Source organism: Marinobacter azerbaijanicus, assembly GCF_030250645.1.
Lineage (GTDB): Bacteria > Pseudomonadota > Gammaproteobacteria > Pseudomonadales > Oleiphilaceae > Marinobacter > Marinobacter azerbaijanicus.
In genome coordinates this window covers 610776-633940 of sequence record NZ_JASSVS010000002.1, presented here as the reverse complement: position 1 = coordinate 633940, position 23165 = coordinate 610776, and the positions used below count along the sequence as shown (strand labels likewise).

General features: G+C 56.2%; 23 protein-coding genes, 1 rRNA gene and 1 other RNA gene. 22 read left to right on the top strand and 3 right to left on the bottom strand.

All coding sequences use genetic code 11. The features are described from left to right. The first annotated feature begins 148 nt into the window (after positions 1–148). From rrf to QPM17_RS06385, 13 genes are all read left to right on the top strand, one after another. Positions 149–264 (top strand): 5S ribosomal RNA (gene rrf, locus QPM17_RS06445). Positions 265–386: 122 nt separating this feature from the next. After that, positions 387–1934 carry a 2-isopropylmalate synthase gene (locus QPM17_RS06440; RefSeq protein WP_285389744.1) on the top strand — a complete coding sequence of 516 codons (1548 nt, stop codon included), beginning with the start codon at positions 387–389 and terminating at the stop codon, positions 1932–1934. A gap of 28 nt (positions 1935–1962) precedes the next feature. Further along, positions 1963–2766: a 2-isopropylmalate synthase gene (locus QPM17_RS06435; RefSeq protein ID WP_285389743.1), complete on the top strand. Its 804-nt coding sequence runs from the start codon at positions 1963–1965 to the stop codon at positions 2764–2766. 3 nt (positions 2767–2769) lie between these two features. After that, on the top strand, positions 2770–3276 hold the full coding sequence (gene rimI / locus QPM17_RS06430; protein WP_340366167.1) for a ribosomal protein S18-alanine N-acetyltransferase: 507 nt from the start codon (positions 2770–2772) through the stop codon (positions 3274–3276). Positions 3277–3372: 96 nt separating this feature from the next. Continuing rightward, the gene (gene prfC / locus QPM17_RS06425; protein ID WP_285389742.1) at positions 3373–4953 is read left to right on the top strand and encodes a peptide chain release factor 3; all 1581 of its coding nucleotides are present in this window, start codon (positions 3373–3375) and stop codon (positions 4951–4953) included. A gap of 16 nt (positions 4954–4969) precedes the next feature. Next, on the top strand, positions 4970–5758 hold the full coding sequence (locus QPM17_RS06420; RefSeq protein WP_285389740.1) for a TatD family hydrolase: 789 nt from the start codon (positions 4970–4972) through the stop codon (positions 5756–5758). A gap of 241 nt (positions 5759–5999) precedes the next feature. Then, on the top strand, positions 6000–6428 hold the full coding sequence (gene rplM / locus QPM17_RS06415) for a 50S ribosomal protein L13 (RefSeq protein WP_150993376.1): 429 nt from the start codon (positions 6000–6002) through the stop codon (positions 6426–6428). Positions 6429–6440: 12 nt separating this feature from the next. Next, complete coding sequence (rpsI, locus tag QPM17_RS06410; protein WP_114613350.1) at positions 6441–6833, top strand: 30S ribosomal protein S9; 393 nt, start codon at positions 6441–6443, stop codon at positions 6831–6833. A gap of 239 nt (positions 6834–7072) precedes the next feature. Then, complete coding sequence (gene petA / locus QPM17_RS06405; RefSeq protein ID WP_285389738.1) at positions 7073–7669, top strand: ubiquinol-cytochrome c reductase iron-sulfur subunit; 597 nt, start codon at positions 7073–7075, stop codon at positions 7667–7669. Next, the gene (locus QPM17_RS06400) at positions 7669–8901 is read left to right on the top strand and encodes a cytochrome b (protein WP_285389737.1); all 1233 of its coding nucleotides are present in this window, start codon (positions 7669–7671) and stop codon (positions 8899–8901) included. Before petA ends, QPM17_RS06400 begins: the two co-directional genes overlap by 1 nt. Then, the gene (locus QPM17_RS06395; RefSeq protein ID WP_285389736.1) at positions 8901–9656 is read left to right on the top strand and encodes a cytochrome c1; all 756 of its coding nucleotides are present in this window, start codon (positions 8901–8903) and stop codon (positions 9654–9656) included. Before QPM17_RS06400 ends, QPM17_RS06395 begins: the two co-directional genes overlap by 1 nt. A 108-nt stretch (positions 9657–9764) precedes the next feature. Next, the gene (locus tag QPM17_RS06390; RefSeq protein ID WP_137437372.1) at positions 9765–10394 is read left to right on the top strand and encodes a glutathione S-transferase N-terminal domain-containing protein; all 630 of its coding nucleotides are present in this window, start codon (positions 9765–9767) and stop codon (positions 10392–10394) included. Between the two features lie 56 nt (positions 10395–10450). Continuing rightward, positions 10451–10870: a ClpXP protease specificity-enhancing factor gene (locus tag QPM17_RS06385; protein WP_285389778.1), complete on the top strand. Its 420-nt coding sequence runs from the start codon at positions 10451–10453 to the stop codon at positions 10868–10870. A 67-nt stretch (positions 10871–10937) separates the two neighbouring features. On the opposite strand, the gene QPM17_RS06380 is transcribed toward QPM17_RS06385, so the two are convergent. The 3 genes from QPM17_RS06380 to QPM17_RS06370 are packed head-to-tail and all read right to left on the bottom strand — an operon-like array spanning position 10938 to position 13852. Continuing rightward, a complete protein-coding gene (locus tag QPM17_RS06380; RefSeq protein ID WP_285389734.1) occupies positions 10938–11528 on the bottom strand; it encodes an SIS domain-containing protein in 591 nt (196 codons plus the stop codon). A gap of 2 nt (positions 11529–11530) precedes the next feature. Then, positions 11531–11905 carry a YraN family protein gene (locus QPM17_RS06375; protein ID WP_285389733.1) on the bottom strand — a complete coding sequence of 125 codons (375 nt, stop codon included), beginning with the start codon at positions 11903–11905 and terminating at the stop codon, positions 11531–11533. A gap of 15 nt (positions 11906–11920) precedes the next feature. Continuing rightward, on the bottom strand, positions 11921–13852 hold the full coding sequence (locus QPM17_RS06370; protein WP_285389732.1) for a penicillin-binding protein activator: 1932 nt from the start codon (positions 13850–13852) through the stop codon (positions 11921–11923). Between the two features lie 123 nt (positions 13853–13975). On the opposite strand from QPM17_RS06370, the gene rsmI reads away from it, so the two are divergent. From rsmI to mraY, 9 genes are all read left to right on the top strand, one after another. Continuing rightward, positions 13976–14842: a 16S rRNA (cytidine(1402)-2'-O)-methyltransferase gene (rsmI, locus tag QPM17_RS06365; protein WP_285389731.1), complete on the top strand. Its 867-nt coding sequence runs from the start codon at positions 13976–13978 to the stop codon at positions 14840–14842. An 89-nt stretch (positions 14843–14931) separates the two neighbouring features. After that, positions 14932–15293: RNase P RNA component class A (rnpB, locus tag QPM17_RS06360), an RNA gene on the top strand. 305 nt (positions 15294–15598) lie between these two features. Beyond that, positions 15599–16051 (top strand): division/cell wall cluster transcriptional repressor MraZ, encoded by a 453-nt coding sequence (gene mraZ / locus QPM17_RS06355; RefSeq protein WP_027831048.1) that lies wholly within the window; start codon positions 15599–15601, stop codon positions 16049–16051. Next, positions 16048–17028 carry a 16S rRNA (cytosine(1402)-N(4))-methyltransferase RsmH gene (gene rsmH, locus QPM17_RS06350; protein ID WP_285389730.1) on the top strand — a complete coding sequence of 327 codons (981 nt, stop codon included), beginning with the start codon at positions 16048–16050 and terminating at the stop codon, positions 17026–17028. The genes mraZ and rsmH overlap by 4 nt, the downstream gene beginning before the upstream one ends. A gap of 2 nt (positions 17029–17030) precedes the next feature. After that, positions 17031–17438, top strand: coding sequence for a cell division protein FtsL (gene ftsL, locus QPM17_RS06345; RefSeq protein WP_285389729.1), 408 nt, complete (start codon positions 17031–17033; stop codon positions 17436–17438). A 30-nt stretch (positions 17439–17468) separates the two neighbouring features. After that, positions 17469–19208, top strand: coding sequence for a peptidoglycan D,D-transpeptidase FtsI family protein (locus QPM17_RS06340; RefSeq protein WP_285389728.1), 1740 nt, complete (start codon positions 17469–17471; stop codon positions 19206–19208). 4 nt (positions 19209–19212) lie between these two features. After that, the gene (locus QPM17_RS06335; RefSeq protein WP_285389727.1) at positions 19213–20697 is read left to right on the top strand and encodes a UDP-N-acetylmuramoyl-L-alanyl-D-glutamate--2,6-diaminopimelate ligase; all 1485 of its coding nucleotides are present in this window, start codon (positions 19213–19215) and stop codon (positions 20695–20697) included. Beyond that, positions 20694–22085, top strand: a complete 1392-nt coding sequence (locus QPM17_RS06330) for a UDP-N-acetylmuramoyl-tripeptide--D-alanyl-D-alanine ligase (RefSeq protein WP_285389726.1) — start codon at positions 20694–20696, stop codon at positions 22083–22085. Before QPM17_RS06335 ends, QPM17_RS06330 begins: the two co-directional genes overlap by 4 nt. Then, entirely contained in the window at positions 22070–23155 is a 1086-nt protein-coding gene (mraY, locus tag QPM17_RS06325) for a phospho-N-acetylmuramoyl-pentapeptide-transferase (protein ID WP_285389725.1), read from the top strand. The genes QPM17_RS06330 and mraY overlap by 16 nt, the downstream gene beginning before the upstream one ends. The last annotated feature ends 10 nt before the right edge of the window (positions 23156–23165 follow it).

Here is a 23165-nt window from a genome sequence, read left to right as displayed (position 1 = left end):
GAGGCGTTGAGCTAACCGATACTAATTGCTCGTGAGGCTTGACTATATAACACCCAAGACAATTGCGGATGACGCAAAGCACCATCGAAATCGAATATCACAGTCGAAAGACAGTTCCATCTCGTCCACCCAGTGATCAACCGTTTTGCCTGACGACCATAGCGGTCTGGAACCACCTGATCCCATCCCGAACTCAGCAGTGAAACAGACCAGCGCCGATGGTAGTGTGGCTTCTGCCCATGTGAGAGTAGGTCATCGTCAGGCTCTTAATACCGAAAACCCCGACAGCACAAGCTGCCGGGGTTTTTTATTGCGTGAAAGAAAATCGGCTGGTCAGTGATATACTGCCTGAAAACACCCGTTTAATTGCTTCCCTGGAGATCGTTATGTCCGCGAAAGACCATCTCGTTATCTTTGATACTACTTTGCGCGATGGCGAACAGAGCCCTGGCGCCACCATGACGAAAGCGGAGAAGCTACGTATAGCGAAGGTGCTGGAGAAGCTGCGTGTAGACGTAATCGAGGCGGGTTTTGCAATTGCCAGCCAGGGTGATTTTGAAGCGGTGAAAGGTATAGCCGAGTCCATTAAGGACTCGACGATTTGCAGTCTTGCCCGTGCCCTGGACAAGGATATTGACCGCGCAGCCGAAGCTGTCAGGCCAGCCGAGCGGGCTCGGATACATACCTTTATTGCCACCTCTCCCATTCATATGAAACACAAGCTGCAGATGCAGCCTGACGAGGTTGTGGAGCAGGCGGTCAGGTCTGTGAAGCGGGCCCGCAGCCATGTCGATGATGTCGAGTTCTCCTGTGAAGACGCTGGCCGTTCAGAGCTGGACTTCCTGTGTCGCATTATTGAGGCAGCGATTAATGCCGGAGCAACCACTATCAATATCCCTGACACGGTGGGGTATGCGATTCCTGAGCAATTTGGAGAGACTATCCGTCAGTTGCTCAACCGCATTCCCAATGCGGATAAGGCAGTCTTTTCCGTACATTGCCACAACGACCTGGGCCTTGCGGTTGCAAATTCACTGGCTGCGGTAAGCAGCGGTGCCCGTCAGGTGGAATGCACTATCAACGGGCTCGGTGAGAGGGCCGGTAACGCTTCCCTGGAAGAGTTGGTAATGGCAGTCAGAACCCGGCAGGATCTTTATACCATTGATACCCGCATTGATACGAAGCACATTGTTCCGGCATCCCGGCTGGTATCCACCATTACAGGATTTCCGGTTCAACCCAATAAGGCAATCGTCGGCGCCAATGCCTTTGCTCACGAGTCGGGTATTCATCAGGATGGCGTCCTCAAACATAGGGAAACCTATGAAATCATGCGTGCCGAGGACGTAGGCTGGCACACCAACAGCCTGGTGCTTGGCAAACACTCTGGCCGTAACGCTTTCCGTTCCCGCTTGCTGGAATTGGGCATTCAGTTTGAAACTGAAACCGAGCTCAATGAGGCATTCACCCGGTTCAAGGCACTGGCGGATCTGAAGCATGAGATTTTTGATGAGGATCTCCAGGCCATTGCCAGCCACACCCGCCAGGAAGAGGACGGTCGGTACGGCCTGGTGACCATGCAGGTTTGCTCTGAAACAGGTGTGGTGCCCCGAGCATCCCTGACGTTGTTGATGGATGGCAAGGAGCACAAGGTTGAGGCTGAGGGCAGCGGCCCTGTAGATGCAACTTTCAAGGCTATTGAATCCCTGGTGGACTCGGGCTGTAATCTCCAGCTCTATTCCGTAAACAACATTACCAGTGGAACTGACGCCCAGGGTGAAGTCACTGTGCGCCTGGAGAGAGGCGGCCGCATTGTAAACGGAGTGGGGGCAGACACCGATATAATCATCGCCTCTGCCAAGGCTTACATTGAGGCTCTCAACCTGATCAGCAGCGGCGGTGTCCGGCAGCACCCCCAGGGAGCTGACGTCTGAGCACCGGAATTGGCAACGGATCAGTATTATGATGATGTCAGAGGCAGAGCGTCAGTATTATCTGGGGAAGGCTGGTATCAATCTATGGTACGCGCGTGCCCCCTTGCCGGGGGCCGCGCCGAGCCCTGAATTCACATTTCCGGTGGAAGAGAGTGCCTCTGAGTCGGAATCGGATCCCATCGTAGCTCGCCATCCCCGGCCAGCAAGGTCGCGACCGGCCGGTGATGGTGCTGGTAAACACAGAATTGCGGGCATACAGGCGCTGATGGCTGACAGCGCCGCTGAGGCTCCAGCGGCGCAAAGCGACGTGGAGGCAGTCGGACAACCGACTCCATCCGCCGAGGAGCAGCCCTCTGTGGATCTGCCGGCTGCACAGGAATCAGCCCCTGAGTCTGGCCAACAGGTTCAGGTTGACGCACGCCTGGGCTTCTGGGTCTCGGAGCGTATGGTCCTCGTTAGTGGCATTTCTGATGAGGCCAGTGTGCGATTGCAGGAGGCATTGGCTGAAAACATTCTCGCTGCGTTGGGAGAGTCGGTCGTAGAAGAGTCACGTCATATCCGCTGGCCGGTTTTTGGCAACCCTCGGGTACCAGGCAACAGCGTGGATGACCTTCACAGCGTTCTCCGGTCGGTCAGCAAAGAATTCGGTGCCAGAAAGCTGCTTTTACTGGGGGTGCTTGTGGATGATTTGTTCCCGGATCGCTCCCATTGGCTGGACAGTGCCCTGGGCACCTGCGCGGTCGATTTCCCCCAGAGTCTTGCCGGGTTGGCCGCTGCCCCGGCTCACAAGCGGGAACTCTGGCGGCAACTCAAATCTGCTGTTGGAGTCTGATTTGTGTTCCGGGATATCTACCGCGAGGTCAACGTCGGTGATATGACGATCAGGCCCCTGAGTCAGGATGATCTGCCGGAAGTGCTTGATATTGAGTGCCAGGGCTATTCCTTTCCCTGGAGCGAGTCGGTTTTCCGTGGCTGTTTTCGTCCGGATTATCGTCTCTGGGCCCTGGAGATGTGCGACAGGCTGTCAGGTTATGCCGTGGTCGCCTATATGGCGGGCGAGGCTCATCTTCTGAATCTGTGTGTTGCCGCTTCCCAGAGAAGGTCAGGTGCGGGCCGGCGCCTGCTTCGGCACCTGGTGGCCGAATCCGCGCGTGACGGGATGTCTCAGGTTCTTCTTGAAGTACGCGACAGCAATACCGGTGCAATGAACCTGTATGCCAGTGAGGGCTTCTCCGTCATTGGCCGCAGGCCCGGTTACTACCCCGGGGGACGGGAGCGTGAGGATGCTTTGGTGATGGCATTGTCCTTTGATAGCCGCTGTGATTCACCTGGTCCACCCTAGCACCTGCTGGTTCAGGCATGCATTCGCTTGAATGGGCTATTATCCTTATAATGGCCACCGTTTTTACAGTCTCTCCGATTCAGGTTTTTACCAATTATGACGAGCCTTGCCAGCGAAGTATCCCATCGCCGCACATTTGCGATCATCTCGCATCCGGATGCCGGTAAAACCACGATTACAGAAAAAGTGCTCCTGTTCGGTCATGCCATACAGAAGGCTGGTACGGTAAAGGGAAAAAAATCCGGTCAGCACGCAAAGTCCGACTGGATGGAGATGGAAAAAGAGCGTGGAATCTCCGTCACCACCTCAGTAATGCAGTTTCCCTATGGTGGCCGGCTGGTCAATCTTCTGGACACACCGGGCCACGAGGACTTTTCCGAGGATACTTACCGGACGTTGACCGCCGTCGACTCCTGCCTGATGGTGATCGACAGCGCAAAAGGTGTCGAGGAACGGACCATCAAGCTGATGGAAGTCACCCGATTGCGGGATACGCCAATCCTTACCTTCATGAACAAACTTGACCGCGAAACCCGTGACCCCGTGGAGTTAATGGACGAGGTCGAGGATGTTCTCAAAATTGCCTGTGCGCCGATCACCTGGCCCATAGGCATGGGTAAGAACTTCAAAGGCGTCTATCACCTCGCCCGGGACGAAGTAATTCTCTACCAGTCCGGGCAAGGGCACATGATTCAGGAAACGCGTGTAATCAGCGGTATCGATAATCCGGAACTGGATGCGGTTCTGGGTGCTTATGCCAAGGATCTGAGGGATGAGATCGAGCTGGTCAAAGGGGCATCCCATGAATTCGACCTGGACGCGTTCCTGGCAGGTGAGCTGACGCCGGTGTTTTTCGGTACGGCTCTGGGGAATTTCGGGGTGGACCATATGCTTGACGGGCTGGTGGAATGGGCCCCGCCACCGCAGCCGCGGGAAACCGACCTGCGCCTGGTTGAGCCGGCAGAAGACATGTTTTCCGGTTTTGTATTCAAGATCCAGGCGAATATGGATCCACAACATCGTGACCGGGTAGCCTTTCTGAGGATTGTTTCAGGGCGATACAGTCAGGGCATGAAGGCCCGCCACGTCCGCATCGGTAAAGAGGTCCGTTTTTCCGATGCACTAACCTTCATGGCGGGAGACCGGGAGCATGCTGATGAAGCCTTTGCAGGTGACATTATTGGCCTGCACAATCATGGCACAATCCAGTTGGGGGATACCTTCACCTCTGGCGAGGATATGAAGTTTACCGGTATCCCCAACTTTGCGCCGGAGCTGTTCCGCCGGATCCGCCTGAAAGACCCTTTGAAGTCCAAGCAGCTGCAAAAAGGCCTGATTCAGCTCGCGGAAGAGGGCGCGGTGCAGGTTTTCCGTCCATTGCGCAATAATGACCTGATTGTAGGTGCGGTTGGTGTGCTTCAGTTCGATGTGGTGGTCAGCCGCCTTAAAAGTGAATACAAGGTTGATGCGGTCTACGAGCCAATCAACGTTGCCACTGCGAGGTGGGTGACAGCATCTGACGAACGTAAGCTGGATGAATTCGAGCGCAAGGCCAATGATTTCCTGGCGCTGGATGGCAGTGATCGTCTTGCTTACATAGCGCCTACCATGGTCAATCTGCAGCTGGCCCAGGAGCGTTACCCGGATATCAGCTTCCACAAAACCCGTGAGCACTAGACGGCTGGAGCGATGAATGAGGCTTATCGACGCACATTGCCACTTCGATTTCCCTGAATTCGACGGGCGTCGGGCGGCTGTGCTTGAAGAGGCTCGTTGCGCCGGCTTGTCGAACCTGGTTATTCCGGGTGTGCGTCGCAGTGACTGGAGTCGGGTAAGCCGCGTTGCCTCGGAGCACGAGGGCCTGTACTACTGTCTCGGTATCCATCCCTGGTATGTCGGCGAACACAGCTCTGACGACCTTAATGCGTTGAGTGACGCACTTGTAAAGCATCCTGGCCGTTGCGTGGCATTGGGCGAGTGTGGTCTTGACCGTTTGCATGGAACACTGGAAGACCAGTACCCCTGGTTTGAAGCGCAGGTCGATATCGCAAGCGAGGCGCACTTTCCGCTGGTAGTGCACTCCGTGAAGACCCACGATGAAGTGTATGAAGTGCTTCGCCGAAAGCAATTTGCGGGCAGGGTACTTGTGCATGGATTTTCGGGTAGTTACCAGCAGGCATCGAAGTTGATCGATCTGGGCTGCTTTATCGGAGTGGGTGGTGTTATAACCCACCCTCGGTCGCGGAAGACGCGTGAGACCATTGCCCGATTGCCGGTCGATGCGCTGGTGCTGGAGACAGACGCGCCGGATATGGCGCCTGAGGGCGTGGCCCCGGGTTGTAACTCGCCGGGTTACCTGCCATTGATCTTCGATGCACTAGCCGAGTTGCGAGATGCCAGCCGTGAAGATCTGGCACGTTCGCTGCTTGGCAATGTGCAGCGCCTCTATGGGTGGAACGAAGTTGGCGCATCCGAGCGTTAACCCCGGGTTTCCCCCGGTTGTGCTTCGGGGTACGTGAATAACGAAACACCCTGTTTCAGGGTTGGCTTTCTTTTTTGGTTCGGCTATACTTCGCGCCCTGGCTTTTCAAGGCGATGCCATCATCTCAGCCCCGAATGATGTCACTGCCGCTTAACATACAGGTAAAAGACCTCCTCCGGATGCCAAGCATTTACCGGTGGTGGTTTTTAACGTTTCTTATATAGCGTTCAAGGCGGAATCAATGAAGACTCTGAGTGCGAAACCAGAAACAGTAACACGTGACTGGTACGTTGTAGACGCAGCCGGCAAGACGCTGGGTCGTCTGTCAACTGAAATCGCCCGTCGTCTGCGGGGCAAGCATAAGCCTGAGTATACCCCTCATGTCGACACTGGTGATTACATCGTGGTTATCAATGCCAGTCAGGTACGGGTTACCGGCAAAAAAGCATCTGACAAGATGTACTACAGTCACACCGGCTTTCCGGGTGGAATCAAGTCCATCAACTTCGAGAAGCTGGTCGACAAGGCTCCTGAGCAAATCATCCAGAAGTCTGTCAAAGGCATGCTTCCCAATGGCCCGCTCGGGCGTGCCATGTTCAAGAAGCTGAAAATTTATGCCGGAGCTGAGCATCCTCATGCAGCCCAGCAGCCCAAAGAACTCGACATTTAACGGAAGGCGGATATGTCTGTAGCACAAAATTACGGTACTGGTCGCCGCAAAACCTCCACGGCTCGGGTCTTTATCAAGCCGGGAAGCGGTAACATCTCTATCAACGGTCGTTCCATTGACCAGTTTTTCGGTCGTGACACTCTGCGCATGATCGTTCGTCAGCCTCTTGTGGTTGCCGACTCCACCGATCGGTTTGATATCAATATCACCGTTAAGGGTGGTGGAAGCAGTGGTCAGGCAGGCGCGATTCGTCATGGTCTGACCCGTGCGTTGATGGATTACGACGAGACTCTTCGTCCCGCTCTGCGTAAAGAGGGTTACGTTACTCGTGATGCTCGTAAAGTTGAGCGTAAGAAAGTCGGTCTGCGCAAGGCGCGTAAGCGTCCTCAGTTCTCCAAGCGTTAAGTTCGCTGGAGCAGATCCGAAGAACCCGGTCCGTTGGCCGGGTTTTTTTGTGGACGGGAAATGAATATCAATTTGATCCGGAACAGGTAATGGGCCGGCGCGAGACCTTTCCGACTTGTAAGGGCAGGGTAATTTCATTACCATTTGAGCGCTTATATTTTTGGGTTGAGAGAAGTCCTTTTCGATGTGCAGGTTCCCTTTAAGCAGGGCTGCATGTCGCCTGATGGGAGATAACCATAATGAGTAATGGCGACGTGAGCCAAGGCAGGCGCCGGTTTCTGATCGGTGCCACGTCTGTGGTGGGTGGTGTCGGCGTCGTCGGTGCGGCCGTGCCTTTCGTAGCATCCTGGAATCCCAGTGCCAAAGCGGAAGCAGCCGGTGCACCGGTAACCGTCAATGTCAGCAAGCTCGAGCCGGGTCAGCAGATGACTGTTGAGTGGCGAGGCAAACCGGTGTGGATTATTCGTCGCACCGAGGAAATGAACGAAAACATCCTCGAACTGAATGATGTGGTCAAGGACCCTCTTTCGGAAGATGCGGCACAGCCAGCGTATATTGAGGGTGAGCTTCGTGCCATCAAGGAAGAATATGCGGTTGTTGTCGGCATCTGTACACACCTAGGCTGTTCGCCCCAGTTCCGGCCTGAAGTGGCCCCCGCTGACCTTGGCGAAGACTGGCTGGGCGGCTTTTACTGCGCGTGTCATGGTTCAAAGTACGACCTTGCCGGTCGTGTCTACCCGAATCAGCCGGCACCACAGAATCTCGAGGTGCCTCCCTACCGCTATGACGACGAGAATACGATCACCGTCGGTCTTGATCCTGAGGGGGCAGCATAATGAATAAGCTAGTGAATTGGGTCGACGAGCGACTTCCGATCGTAGAGGCGTGGAACAAGCACCTTGCAAAGTACTACGCCCCCAAGAACTTCAACGTCTGGTATTTCTTTGGCTCGCTGGCCATGCTGGTGCTGGTCAATCAGCTGATTACCGGTATCTGGCTGACCATGAGCTATAACCCCTCCGGGGAAGGCGCTTTTGCCTCCGTGGAATACATCATGCGTGATGTGGAGTGGGGGTGGTTGCTCCGTTACCTGCATTCCACCGGCGCCTCCGCCTTCTTTGTGGTTGTATACCTCCACATGTTCCGTGGCCTGATGTATGGCTCCTATCAGAAGCCCCGTGAGCTGATCTGGATTTTCGGAATGCTGATCTACCTGGTGCTGATGGCTGAAGCTTTCATGGGCTACCTGCTGCCATGGGGACAGATGTCATACTGGGGGGCGCAGGTAATCGTGAACCTCTTCGGTGCCATTCCCGTGATCGGCGATGACCTGTCACTGTGGATTCGTGGTGATTACCTGATTTCCGGCATTACCCTGAACCGCTTTTTTGCGTTGCACGTTGTTGCATTGCCGATTGTCCTTCTTGGTTTGGTGGTTCTGCATATCCTTGCGCTGCACGAAGTGGGCTCCAATAACCCCGACGGTATTGACATCAAGAAGAACAAGGATGAAAACGGCGTGCCCAAAGACGGCATCCCGTTCCACCCCTATTACACTGTTCACGATCTGATGGGCGTGGCCGTATTCTTCTTTATCTTTTTCATCGTGGTGTTCTTCTTCCCCGAGATGGGTGGTCTGTTCCTTGAAAAGCCGAACTTTGAGCCTGCAAACCCGCTCAAGACGCCGGATCACATAGCGCCGGTGTGGTACTTCACGCCGTTCTACGCGATGCTGCGAGCGGTCACCGTTGATCTCTTCGGTCTGGATGCTAAATTCTGGGGTGTCGTGGTCATGGGTGGCGCCATTGCCATATTGTTTGTCCTGCCCTGGCTGGACAGAAGCCCGGTGCGCTCCATGCGCTACAAGGGGTGGTTGAGCAAGATTGCCCTGGCGATCTTTGCTGTAAGTTTCGTAGTCCTGGGGTATCTCGGTATCGTTCCTGCAACAGCGGGTCGTACAACCGTTGCTCAGATTCTGACAGTGTTCTACTTCCTCTACTTTATTCTCATGCCGTTCTACACGCGCATGGAGAAAACCAAGCCAGTTCCAGAGAGGGTGACAGGATAATGAGAAAGCTGATAGTTGGTCTTTTCATAGTGATCCTGCCGGCTCTCGGGCTGGCAGCCGCACCATCCGTTGAGTTGGATACGATGGAGCCGGACCATACCAACAAGGAATCCCTCCAGCGGGGCGCGGCCCTGTTTACCAACTACTGCATGGGGTGTCACTCCATGGAGTACGCTCGCTATAAGCGGGTATCGGAGGACCTGGGCATTCCCCAGGAGCTGTATGAGGAAAATCTGATCTTCACAGGCGCGAAAATCGGCGAGCTGATGAAGAATTCCATGAGTAAGGATATGGCAGCTGACTGGTTTGGTGCACCGCCGCCCGACCTTACTCTGGAATCCCGTCTCCGTGGCGAGGACTGGATCTATTCTTATCTGCGCGGCTTCTACAAGGACGAAAACCGTCCCCTGGGTGTGAACAACGTGGTCTTCGACAATGTTGGTATGCCTCATGTCATGGCGGATCTGCAAGGCTTGTGCGCTGTTGAGCCGCGAATCGGTGAGGGGGCAAGTGTTGATCCTCTCAGTGGAGACGTCCGTAATGCCGACATTTGTCCCGAATGGGAAACCGAAGGTAGCATGTCGCCAGCGGAATTCGATATCGCAATGTATGACCTGACCAATTTCATGTCTTACATGGGGGACCCGGTAAAGGTTGAGCGAGAAAGGCTTGGTATCTTCGTCCTGATTTTTGTGGCGATCTTCTTTATCTTTGCCTACCTGCTTAATCGCGAGTACTGGAAGGACGTACACTGAGTTTTCAGGTATAATCCTTATCCCTGAGCTCCAGCGGGCAATTGCCGGCCCGCTGGATTTTTGCGTTTTTCAGGGTCAATTCGGTTAGTCAAATCGTGAGGTAGTTCTATGGGCGTTGTGACCAAGCGGTCATCAATGACGTTTTTCTCGGACCCGGCCAGCCATTATAGCCACAGAGTCCGTATTGTTCTGGCAGAAAAGGGTGTAACGGTTGACGTCGTGAATGTCGATCCAGACAACCCTCCCGGGGAGCTGGCCGATCTCAATCCCTACAATGCCCTGCCGACACTGGTAGATCGTGACCTTGTGCTCTACGAGCCCAACATCATGATGGAATACCTGGATGAGCGGTTTCCGCATCCGCCATTGCTTCCGGTGTATCCGGTTGCCCGGGCCAACAGTCGGTTGATGATTCATCGCATTCAGAAAGACTGGTGCGGGCTGGTAGATCAAATTCTCGCACAGCCCAATGCCAAGGCATCGGATGTGGCTCGCAAGGAGCTTCGCGAAAGCCTGCTGGCCACTGCGCCGCTGTTTGGAGAAATGCCATTTTTCCTGTCGGAAGAGTTCACTATTGTGGATTGCTGTATCGCTCCGATTCTGTGGCGTTTGCCGTCACTGGGCATAGAGCTCAATGAAAAGCAGGCAAAACCGCTTCAAAAGTATATGGATAGCATCTTCAGTCGTGAAGGGTTCAAGGCGAGCCTGTCGGACCTGGAAGAAGATATCCGCAGCTGATTTGCAGAGCCTGAAACCGGTTCAGGAGAAATGCAGTGCCTGATAGCAAGATAACCATGACATCGAGCCGCCCGTATCTCGTCAGGGCGTTCAATGAGTGGATTCTCGATAATGACTGCACTCCATACATTGTGGTTGATGCAGGGGTTCAGGGGGTCCAGGTCCCGACTGAGCACGTTGCAAACGGGCAAATAGTGCTCAACATCAGTCCCGGGGCCGTACGTGGCCTGGTGATTGGTAACGGTGCGCTTGAGTTCAGTGCGCGTTTCGGTGGCGTGCCCATGCAGGTGTTCATTCCCCTGCAAGCGGTCATGGCAGTCTATGCCAAGGAAAATGGCGAGGGTATGGTGTTTGGTAGTGAGCCCGGTTCTCCGGATCCCGAGGGTCCTGGAAGCAAGGATGGGGACAGTGCGGGAGATGGTGGGCAGAACGGAGATCGGCCCAGTGGCCGGCCAACGCTGAAGGTTGTGAAATAGCGCTGTTGGATAATGAAAGTCGTGATCGACCCGAAAAGCCAGCTGGTATCACCAGCTGGCTTTTTTCTTATCCGCCAAAGAGTTTTTCGTCGATCAGCCCGCAAAGGGCATTGATAACCAAAAGCATGATCGGGGCAGCTGCAGTTGGAGAGAGATTGTCGAGGGCAATTTCATGGTCTTCGGGGTGTAGTAACGAGGTGATATCGGTCTTTTCCTTGGCGCTGAGCACCACCACGTTCATTTCCCGGTCATGTGCCGCCTGTATGGCCTGAATAAGGTTAGCCTTGTGTCCATCATCAACAAAGACCATTAACAGGTCATCGGCTTTGCCTATGGCCCTCACCTGCCTGGAAAAGGTGTCGTTGAAACGGTTGTCGCGACAGATCGCAGAGTAGGTTGTCGCGTCTGCTCCAAGGTTGATGGCCGGTAGTGCGGGACGATCCTGCTCGAACCGATTCAGCAGTGCTGTGCAGAAGTACTGAGCAAGGATGTTGGCGTTGCCATTGGCGCAGGTGATAATCTTTCCGTCATTGAGCAGGGTGCCGACGAGAGCATCCGAGGCTTTCTCTATGTCGGGGGCTGTCGAGCTTGCAGCATGGGCGGTGTGCTCCATGTGATTCGCAAACCACTGATTTATCTGTTGCTCGGTATCCGTCATAATCAAACCTGAATCGCATTTTTGATCCATTGTATCCGGTATTTGCTGCGTTCGCCCGGTGCGATCGCAACAACGTCGATTCGGCTGAAAGTGTTCCACTGACCATGCCTGTGGAGATAGAACGAGGCAGCCCTGATCAGTCGCTTCTGTTTTGAAGGAGTTATGGACTCTGCCGCGCCAGCAAGGCTGCCGTGCCCACGGAAGCGAACTTCAAAAAACACCAGTGTTCCATTATCAATACCGACAAGGTCAATTTCACCCCCGCGGCTGAATACGTTGCGCTCAAGGATGTCGACCCCGCGGCTAATGAGGTAGCGGGCTGCGACACCTTCTGCATGATTGCCGGTCGATTTTCGGGTTTTCTGGGTGCCATCCATGGCAGATCCCTGCCGTTACTGTTCCGCTTGGGGGAGTTCTGTTGTTTTCTGGGTTTCCATAGTCGAGGGCTTTTCCAGCGGGGGCAGTCGCTCCGGGGTACCGTTACGGAATTGCGCCCACAGCTGTTTCCGATGGATGCTGCCCTCAGGGGTCATGGTCAGCTTTCCTGTCTGCCCTTCAATGGTTGCCCCGTCGACATGCTTTAGCAGGGGAAGGCGTTTGCTGAGGTTCCAGGCGTCTGCCCCCATTGCGAACAGGCGGCCAAGTTGGCCTCTGATATCCGGCATCGCCTCTTTTACAATGCTACGGAACTGATTGTCATCTTTCAGTATCCAGGGCGTGTCGGTGAAAATGACACCGTTCAGATCTCGGTCCCGGGATGGATCCGGGCTGCCCTCATAGACCATGGAGGGTGAGTATACCGGCAGATTGCCGCCAAAATAGAAGGCGAATAACGGCTTGAACTGGCGTGCAATGGTAGGCTCCGCAACCATGACAATGCCGTCTGCATCCTGGCGACGCCGGGGTTCGAATTCCACATTGATACCAGCGGTGCGTTCAACATCGATGGCGCGATCGCGGGAAACGGTGATTCCCAGCAGGTCGGCAGTCACGGCTCTCAGGTTGTCTTCCCGGAAATAGCGTTCGATGTCCAGTGCCACACCGTCGTTCTGTTCCAGGCGCTGGAGCAGGGCAGTCTCAAGCCTGTCGCCCCATTCGCCTGCGGGAATGAGTACCAGGACCTGTTCAATGCCCTCAGCGGTCATCCGATTGGCGATTTGCCGGGCCTCGTCCTCTGCCGACAGGCCGAACTGGTAAAGTCCGGATGGGGGCTCCATGCCTGACGGCAGGTAATTCAGGCCAAGAACAGGAACTGGCAAGGAGTCCATGTCTGACAGTGTCGCCAGTGCGTCTTTTTCGAGTGGGCCGACGATCAGATCCTGGTCCTCGTTTGTCAGCTCTTCATAAATCTGGGGAAAGGGGCGGTCGGATGTATCTACCACCCGCAGAGAGATCTTCTCCCGGTCCGCGGACTCATCCTCGTAAAATGCCGCAAAAAAACCGTCACGGATGGCCGCGCCGGCACTGGCCAGAGGGCCACTGAGTGGAATGGCAAGAGTGATCCGTTCCGGGCGTGTCTCCGCCAGGCTGGCAATGAGCTGAAGCTCTGCCGGCAGTGTTGTTGCTGCGGGATGGTCTGGCCAGTTGTTCTGCCAGTTGCGGATCATTCTGCCCTGTTCATCCAGGTTGGCTTCCGGTTCTCTGAGTATGCCGGCCAGCTCAAGCCAGCCCTGAGCTTCATAGCCAATAGCAAGATCCCGCTCGTCAGCCAGTTGGGAATCCGGGGTCTGTTTCAGGTTCTGCCAGATGTCATCATGGAGAGACTGGGTGTCAGCCTGAGCGTCAGATTCTGCCAGCAGGATCAGGGTAATCGCCGCCGCCAGGTTGTTGCCTGCAAGGCGATAGTTTTTTTCCTGCAGTCTGGCCGCCCGGTCAATCAGATTCTGGTCATAGTTCAGGAAGTGGTCCGGCTTGATCTCCGATGTGATATCCACTGCCCACTGGGTGTCGTCCAGAGCCGTTGCGCTCGCCATGGACAGAAGTACCCGCTGATTGGCGATTGCCTCATCCGCTGCGGCAAACTGCTCGCTTTGCAGAATTTTTCTGGCGTCGCGGTGCTGGTTCCGGTTCTGGAATCTGTCTGCGGCACGCAACAGGTAGGTATGGGCTTCTTGCCGGTCAGTTTCGTCGGCAGCGATGTCTATGGCCTCACTGGCTGTCTCGGCGACGTGGGAGTCCAGGTTCACACTGGCGCAACCCGAAAACAGCAGTGCCATCACCATAAGGAGGGCGGCGGTTCTCACGTTCAGGCGGTATTTGGTCATGGCTGGCTCACAATACTCCGGGTTATTACGCTTGTGGCGCCGGGTAATCGGCGGCATCATGCCGGAAGCCTCGTTCCCGCCGGGCTTCCCATGAATGGTTTGCTTTGTCAGGCCGCAAGTTTAACAGCTCCAAAGTGAATTCACATGAAGTTGGTGTCATGCACAGGGGCAAAGAGAGGAATCGTGAGCTCAGAAAACACACTGATAGATCAGGGCGGCACGCTGTATATCGTCGCCACGCCAATCGGTAACCTGGACGACATGTCCCCCAGGGCCGCCGCCATTTTATCACGGGTGGCTGTGATTGCTGCGGAGGATACCCGGCATAGCGGTCGGCTGTTGCAGCATCTGGGTATCAGCAAACCCATGATGGCCCTGCACGAGCACAATGAGCGGGATAAGGCCGAACAGGTGCTGGAAAAGCTTTCAGCAGGCCAGGATGTGGCTCTTATTTCCGACGCCGGGACCCCGCTGATCTCGGATCCCGGGTTTGTTCTGGTCCGGGAAGCCAGGTCTCAGGGCTATCGCGTGACGCCGGTGCCCGGCGCCTGTGCACTTATTTCAGCATTGAGCGCGGCGGGACTGCCGACGGACCGGTTTCTTTTTGCTGGGTTTCTGCCGGCCAGGCAGGGTGCGCGGAAGGCAGCGCTGGAGCGAATGGCAAGGGAGTCGGCAACCCTTGTGTTCTATGAGTCACCCCATCGGATTGTTGATGCTGTCAGGGATATCGAGCAGGTGATGGGTCCTGGTCGTGAACTGGTTCTGGCCAGGGAGCTTACCAAGACATTCGAGACGTTCTATGCGGGGCAGGCGACCCGGGTCAGGGAGGCGATTGAGGCGGATCCCCATGGTAGTCGTGGCGAATTTGTGGTGATGGTCCACGGTGCCAGTGCGGAAGAGTTGTCTGCCGGATCAGATGAAGTGGACCGGATGCTGGCGCTGCTGTTGACCGAGTTGCCGGTTAAGAAAGCGGCGAAGCTGGCGGCGCAGTTGACTGGCAGCTCCAAGAACGAACTCTATCAGCGTGCGCTGGAGTTGAAGGCCGAATAGTGGCCAGTCATCGATACATTATCCCGCAATCCATGGTCACGGGTTCGTTTTTCCTTGCCTGTCAACCGGCGCTGGAGTATCGTCTTGCCCGAGCTCGCCAGACAGTCGCCGCCGGTTTTACCGGGGGAGGAAAGTCCGGGCTCCATAGGGCAAGGTGCCAGGTAACGCCTGGGCGGCGTGAGCCGACGGAAAGTGCAACAGAAAGTATACCGCCTAAGTGGCCGTGACATGTTCGCGGTCACCGGTAAGGGTGAAATGGTGCGGTAAGAGCGCACCGCGTGACTGGCAACAGTTCACGGCGATGGTAAACCCCACCTGGAGCAAGACCAAATAGGAATCCAATGGCGTGGCCCGCGCTGGATTCGGGTAGGTCGCTTGAGGCCTGCGGTGACGCAGGCCCTAGATGAATGACTGTCCCAGACAGAACCCGGCTTACCGGCGAGCTCTTTTTTCTTTTCCGCTTTATGTGAAATTTGTCATTCTCACCAGCAGGCTTTTATAGCCAAAAAATCTTACAGCTCACTTGTCATCTTCAGTTCTCTCTGCAGGTGATTGATTTTTAGGTTTTTCTTTTCCGTAATCTCCAGTCTGTTGCCAATCTTGTTCTGTAACCTCTTGTCATAAAAGGAACTTTCCCGGGTGTGGCGTTGTTCGCGGCGCTTGCATTGTGTATTGCGTGTTTCTATAGTGTGCACAAGTGGGAAAAAGTGGTTTCTAGTGGATATTTGTGGTTTCAAAACCCCGGAATAGGTGCAGATGAGCAATTTTCTTGGCAGTCATGCCATCAATATGGATGCGAAGGGTCGCCTTGCGATCCCCGCCAGGGTGCGTGAAGAACTCGCGCATGCCTGTGGCGGTCGCATCGTGTTGACGGCCAATGCCGACGAAGAGCGCTGTCTGCTGGTATACCCGGAGCCGCAGTGGGAGGCATTGAGACCGCAGATCGAAGCCCTTCCCAACATGAACAAGGCTGCCCGCAGGCTTCAGCGTCTGTTGTTGGGGCATGCCACGCCGCTGGAACTGGACTCCGCCGGCCGCATTCTGGTGCCGCCCACATTGCGCAGTTATGCCAGGCTCGAGAAAAAACTGATGTTGATTGGCCAGGGCAAAAAACTGGAACTCTGGAGCGAAGAGCGTTGGTTTGCATGGCTTGATGAGTCATCAGACGAAGACGAGATGCCACCAGAAATGGAGGCGTTGTCGCTATGACTACTGACCGCAGGCAGGAGCCTCCCGGGCAGTACCGGCACCGCTCGGTGCTCCTGGACTCGGCGGTCGATCTGCTCATTAACGATCCGGATGGCGTCTATATCGATGGCACCTTCGGTCGTGGTGGCCACAGTCGTCTGATTCTCGGCCAGCTTGGGCCAGGTGGGAAGCTGCTGGGCATCGACAAGGATCCGGAAGCCATTCAGGTAGCCCGTGACCTGGCGATTGAAGACCCACGCTTTCTGCCGTTTCACGGCTCTTTTGCCGAGCTGGGAGAAGCTGCTGATGCCCAGGGGTGGAAGACGGTGAATGGCGTTCTACTGGATCTGGGTGTTTCCTCTCCGCAACTGGATGACGCCACCCGGGGTTTCAGCTTCATGCGGGATGGTCCACTGGATATGAGAATGGACCCGGGGCAGGCGCCGAGTGCGGCGCAGTGGCTGGCCGAGGCGGACGAAAAAGACATCGCAAACGTGATCTGGCGATACGGTGAGGAAAAATTCTCCCGCCGTATCGCCCGTCTCGTTGTGGAGCGCCGAAAGGAACAGCCGCTGGAGACAACCCATCAACTGGCTTCACTGGTCAGCGAGGCGGTTCCCAGGAAAGAGAAGCACAAGCACCCGGCCACCCGGACCTTTCAGGCAATCCGGATCTTTATCAACCGGGAACTGGAAGACCTGGAGATCGGGCTCAGTGCTGCGGCTGAAAAACTGATGCCCGGGGGAAGGCTGGTAGTCATCAGCTTTCACTCGCTGGAGGACCGTCTGGTCAAGCGGTTTATGCGGGATCTGGCCCGTGGCCCACGGATGCCGAAAGGTGTGCCGGTTACAGCGGAACAGGAAGCATCGGCGTTCCGGTTGATTGGGAAGGCCAGCAAAGCGGATACGGAAGAAGTGAGTGACAACGTACGGGCGAGAAGCGCGGTAATGCGCGTACTCGAACGGATACCGGAACAGAATAGTCAGGGGAGCGCGTAATCATGGGCGCGGTAGCCATTGAGCAACCAACAAAAACAGCACGGCTGAACAAACAGCGTGTCAGGGACGGTGTAGCCACGGCAGTCAGGTTGTCTCAGCAGGTTTTTGCCGCACTTCAGCAGAAGTCGGTGCTGATATCCATGGGGTTGGTGATGCTGTTGATCGTGTCCTCGCTGGGGGTTGTGGTCAGTGCCCATGAGAACCGGGAGCTATTCAACACCCTGTCCCAATTACAGGAACAGCGCGACAACTACCAGCGGGAATGGAGTCAGCTGTTGCTGGAGCAAAGTGCCCTGAGTGCTCATGGCAGGGTCGAGCGGTTGGCGTCGGAGCGTTTTGGCATGGTTGTGCCAGGCAAGCAGGATATTGTCCTGGTGCCATTGATGGCGCCCCTCGTCGGGGCGCGATAAACGAGAATAATAAACCGTAAGGTGAAGACATTGTCGGATCAGGGAAAGACAGCAACATGGGGCCAGCGACTGGCTGCCGGGCTTGGAGCCTGGCGGTATGGCACCGTGCTGGGTGTTTTCCTGGTGGTGGTGGGTGCCCTGGCATGGCGCCTGGTAGACCTGCATGTGGTGGACAACGAGTTCCTGCGTAAGCAGGGCGATGTGCGAACCATACGGGTAGAAAGTATTGATGCCCACAGGGGTGTGGTGACGGACCGTCATGGCGAGTCGCTGGCGGTGAGTACGCCGGTTCAGACCATCTGGGCCAATCCCTCTGAAATTGATGCCGATGAACCGCGCCTGACAAATGTCGCGCGGTTACTGAGACTCTCGGAGGCCAAACTTCGCCAGCGCCTGCGGAAATACGCAGGCCGGGAGTTTATTTATCTGCGTCGCAAGCTGCAGCCAGAAATCGCGCGGCAGGTGTTAGCGATGAACATACCCGGGGTGTACAGCCGCCAGGAGTACCGTCGGTATTATCCGGCTGGAGAGGTGACCGCTCATGTTGTCGGGTTCACCAATATTGATGAGAGTGGTCAGGAAGGGATTGAACTGGCCTACAACCAGTGGTTGAGCGGTGAGAGCGGTCGCAAGCGGGTCCTGAAGGACAATCGTGGGCGGGTCATCAAAGACCTGACCCTCATACGTGATGCAAGACCCGGTCGCGACCTTGAACTGAGTATTGATCTGCGGTTGCAGTACCTGGCTTACCGGGAACTGAAGGCAGTAGTCAGCGCCCACGATGCCAGAGGCGGGACCCTGGTAATGCTGGATGTGGATACCGGTGAAGTGCTGGCCATGGTGAATCAGGGCTCCTATAACCCCAATGATCGAAGCCAGCTCAGTCCTGACCGTTTGCGGAACAAAGCAATTACCGATCTCTTCGAGCCCGGCTCCACAATGAAGCCGATCTCGATGGCAGCAGCTCTGGAGTCCGGAAAGTTCAGAGCCACAAGCACCATAGACACAGCGCCGGGGTATCGGCGCTTTGGTCGTTTTACGATCCGTGATCACCGGAATTATGGTGTGATCAGTCTGACCGACGTGATTTCAAAATCGAGCAACGTGGGCATCAGCAAAATTGCCACCGAGCTGGGAGGAGACACCATACGGAACCTCTATGCCCGCCTCGGTCTGGGCCAGCCAACAGGTATCGGCTTCCCGGGAGAGGCCGTTGGTGTGCTTCCGGCACCGCCCAAGTGGCGGCCTGTGGAAGAAGCGACACTGTCTTACGGGTATGGCATGAGCGTCAATGCACTTCAACTTGCGCAGGCTTATATGGTGCTGGCCAACGGAGGTATTCGTTATCCCCTGAGCCTGCTGAAGGCTGAGGAAAAACCTGTTGGGGAACGAGTTCTGTCTGAGGACGTCTCATTCCAGATCAGGAAGATGTTGCGGGAAGTGGTGGAGAATGGCACCGGAAAACGCGCGCAGCCCGGATTCTATTCAGCTGGAGGCAAAACCGGAACAGTCCACCTGGTTGGAAAGGACGGTTACGAAGATAGCCAGTACAAAGCGATTTTTGCGGGTATGGCTCCGATCGACAATCCGAGGATTGTCACAGTAGTGGCTGTCGATGCTCCTCAGTCCGGAGAATATTACGGTGGTGAAGTGGCAGCGCCGGTATTCGCCCGGGTGATGGGAGGTGCGTTGCGGTTGCTGAACGTAAAGCCGGAACTGGAGCTGGGCGAGACGGATACGTCACGTCGGCTACCCGGGGAGCGGGGTTAGGGTTATGTGTATTACATCACTCAGCACATTGTTGCAGGGAATCGCGCCGGTGCCATCGGTGTTTGATGTCACGATCCACGGCCTGAAAACCGACAGCCGGGAGGTCAGGGCAGGCGATGCGTTTATTGCCCTGGCGGGGGCCCGAACGCCTGCAGATCATTACATTGAACAGGCCATTGATGCCGGTGCCACAGTTATCCTGCTGGAAGTAGCGGAACCGGATGAATGCCATGAGCATGAGGGCGTGCTGGTTGTCCCGGTGACGAATTTGCGGGCACAGCTCGGAAAAATCGCGGACCGGTTCTTTGAGCACCCGTCCCAGCGGTTGCGTCTGATAGGGGTGACCGGCACGAACGGAAAAACCTCGGTGAGTCACTACGTAGCAACACTGTTACAGGAAACCGGTACTCCCTGTGGTGTCATAGGTACGCTGGGATACGGCATGCACGGTGCCTTGCAGGAAGGCTCCCATACAACACCTGATGTTGTGCAGATAAATCGCGTCCTGTCACGGATTCTTGCCCAGGGCGGGCGTGCTGTAGCGATGGAGGTGTCGTCCCATGCTCTTGATCAGGGACGGATTGATAACCTGACGATGACCGGGGCGGTCTTTACCAATCTTACCAGGGACCATCTTGACTACCACGGTTCCATGGAGGCGTACGGGGCGGCAAAGGCGCGGCTGTTTGAGCGTGAAGAGCTGCACTTCGCTGTGGTCAATTTTGACGATCCTTTTGGACGGCAGCTCTATGAGCAGCTTGAGGGCAAGTGCGATCGCGTCCGTTACAGCCTGCATGAAGCCCAGACTGAGCTTTGGTTGACGGAATTCTCCCCTTCTGTTGACGGATTTTCTGCCAGTGTTGATGGACTCTGGGGCCGGTTTGAAATCTCCGCGCCGGTACTGGGAAGCTTCAATGTCAGCAACATCCTGGCGGCCATGGCGGCGGTACTGAGTCTTGGCGTGCCGGTGGAGCGGGTCCAGCTTGCGGTTGAGCGCCTGTCGCCGCCGCCGGGCCGGCTGGAGCCATTCACCGGGGGTAACGGTGTCCGTGTGGTTGTGGATTATGCCCATACTCCCGATGCCCTCAACAGTGCGCTGGCGGCGTTACGCCCTCATGTCAGTGGCCGCCTGTTCTGTGTTTTCGGCTGTGGCGGAAATCGCGATACCGGCAAGCGCCCGGAGATGGCCAGGGAAGCGGAAAACGCAGCGGACGTGGTTATCGTGACTGATGACAATCCCCGTACAGAGGCTCCGGAAGCCATCGTAGCGGACATTGTCAGTGGGTTTGTTCACCCCGAGAAGGTAACGGTCGTTCACGATCGTGCGGAGGCTATTCGCCAGGCCATCCAATCGGCCGTGGAAGGGGATATCGTGCTGATTGCTGGCAAGGGGCATGAAGCCTGGCAGGAAGTGGCAGGCCAGCGCATTCCGTTCAGTGACGCCGAGCAGGTCCGTCACGCACTGTCACTGAATGGAGGTGTCGCATGATGCAGGCGTTCACCCTGACAGAGGCATTGAAATGGCTGGACGGAGTAGCAGCTGGAAGCAGCCTGGAGGGGCTGGCGTTCCAGGGCATCTCGACCGATACCCGTAGCATCGCCAGAGGTGACCTGTTTGTGGCGCTGAGAGGTGAAAACTTCGACGGACATGATTACCTCGCTGTCGCTGAAAAGGCGGGCGCCGTAGGGGCGGTTGTGGACAAGGCTGATCCTGACGTTTCGCTCCCGCAAATACAGGTGCCGGACACTATCGAGGCGCTGGCAAGACTGGCTGCCGGGAACCGAAACGTCAGTTCGGCGCGGTTTGTGGCCATCACCGGAAGCAGTGGCAAAACCACGGTGCGGGAAATGGTTGCCGCCATTCTTTCCGGTGTCGGCAATACCCTGGTCACCGAGGGCAATCTCAACAATCACATTGGTGTTCCCCTGACCCTGTTCCGGCTTGCCCCGGAGCACGAGTACGGGGTGATAGAGCTGGGTGCCAGTGGACTGAATGAAATCGCCCACACAGTGAACATTGTGCGCCCAAATGTGTCGATCCTGACCAACGCCGGTCAGGCCCACCTGGAGGGGTTCGGTGGTTATGACAACGTCGTACGGGCCAAGGGTGAAATCATTGACGGCGTTGTGGAATCCGGGCTCGTGGTTCTCAACAGGGACGATCCGGCATTTGAAGTTTGGCGGCAGAGAGCCGGTGGTCGCCGGGTAATCGGTGTCAGCAGGCAGGCCAGCGCCGGTGGCGATTACTTTGCCGATGATGTCCGTGATGATGGCGATTCGCTGACCTTTGGTGCCCGTGGCCCCGAAGGCTGGGTTTGTGATGTGAGCCTGCCATTACACGGTGAACATAACGTTACCAATGCACTGCTGGCGATCGCGGCTGCCCGTGAATTGGGTGCCAGTGACCAGGCCATGCAGGAAGGGCTTGCCTCCGTGCAGGCTGTAAAGGGGCGTTTGCAGATTCTTCAGCTGTCGCCCCGGTTGACGGTTATTGATGACAGCTACAACGCCAACCCTGCGTCCATAAAAGCAGCATTGGGTGTGTTGGCGGCGCGCAGTGGTAGCCGTGTTGCGGTACTGGGAGCCATGGCAGAGCTGGGCGCCGACAGTCTGGCACTGCACCGGGAAGTCGGTGAATTTGCCAGGGCCCGTGGCATCGAACGTCTGCTGGTCGTGGGCAGTGGCTGTGAAGGGTACGTTGAGGGGTTCGGAGATGCCGCTGAGGTGTGTGCGACCCATGACGACGCTGTACGTCGTCTGTTTGAGGGGCCTGCCGAGTCACAGACGGTGCTGGTCAAGGGTTCTCGCAGTTCTGCCATGGACCGCGTGGTGGAGGGAATAAAAGAAAAGGTGGGTAACACATGCTGCTCTGGCTGACAGAGGCTCTATCACAATACTTTTCCGCGCTGACGGTCTTCCAGTATCTGACGGTCCGCGGGATTTTCGGGGTGCTGACGGCGCTACTGATATCTCTGCTTATTGGGCCGGTGATGATCCGCAAGCTGAGCCAGTACCAGATTGGACAGGCTGTGCGTGATGATGGACCACAGACGCACCTGAGCAAGGCCGGGACACCCACCATGGGTGGCGCGTTGATTCTGGTGGCGGTGGGTGTCAGTTCCCTGCTGTGGGCGGATCTGAGCAACCGTTATGTCTGGGTGGCCATCCTGGTCACTCTGCTGTTCGGCGCCATCGGCTGGGTGGACGACTACCGCAAGGTAGTAGAGCGTAATCCCCGCGGTTTGCCAGCGCGCTGGAAGTATTTCTGGCAGTCGGTGATTGGTGCTACGGCAGCAATTGCACTGTTCATGAGCTCATCGCTGCCCCAGGAAACCTCGCTCTACGTGCCCTTCCTGAAGAACGTATCGCTGACTCTGGGGCCAGTGCTGTTCATTCTGCTGAGTTACTTCGTGATCGTGGGCAGCAGTAACGCGGTAAACCTCACTGATGGCCTCGACGGACTGGCAATCATGCCCACCGTCATGGTGGCCGCCGCCCTGGGCATTTTTGCCTATGTGTCTGGCCATGCGCAGTTTGCCGAATACCTGCTGATCCCCCACCTGCCGGGAACCGGGGAACTGATCGTATTCTGCGGCGCACTGGTGGGTGCGGGGCTGGGCTTTCTGTGGTTCAACACCTATCCCGCCCAGGTGTTCATGGGGGACGTGGGCGCTCTCGCTCTGGGCGCGGCCCTGGGTGTGGTGGCGGTCATCGTGAGGCAGGAGATCGTCCTGTTCATTATGGGTGGTGTGTTCGTGATGGAGACCATTTCCGTGATTCTGCAGGTAGCGTCTTTCCGTCTGACCGGTCGACGGATATTCCGCATGGCGCCGCTGCATCATCATTTTGAACTGAAAGGCTGGCCAGAGCCGCGCGTTATTGTGCGCTTCTGGGTTGTCACCGTTGTACTCGTACTGGTTGGCCTCGCCAGCCTGAAACTGAGATAGGGAAGCAGAA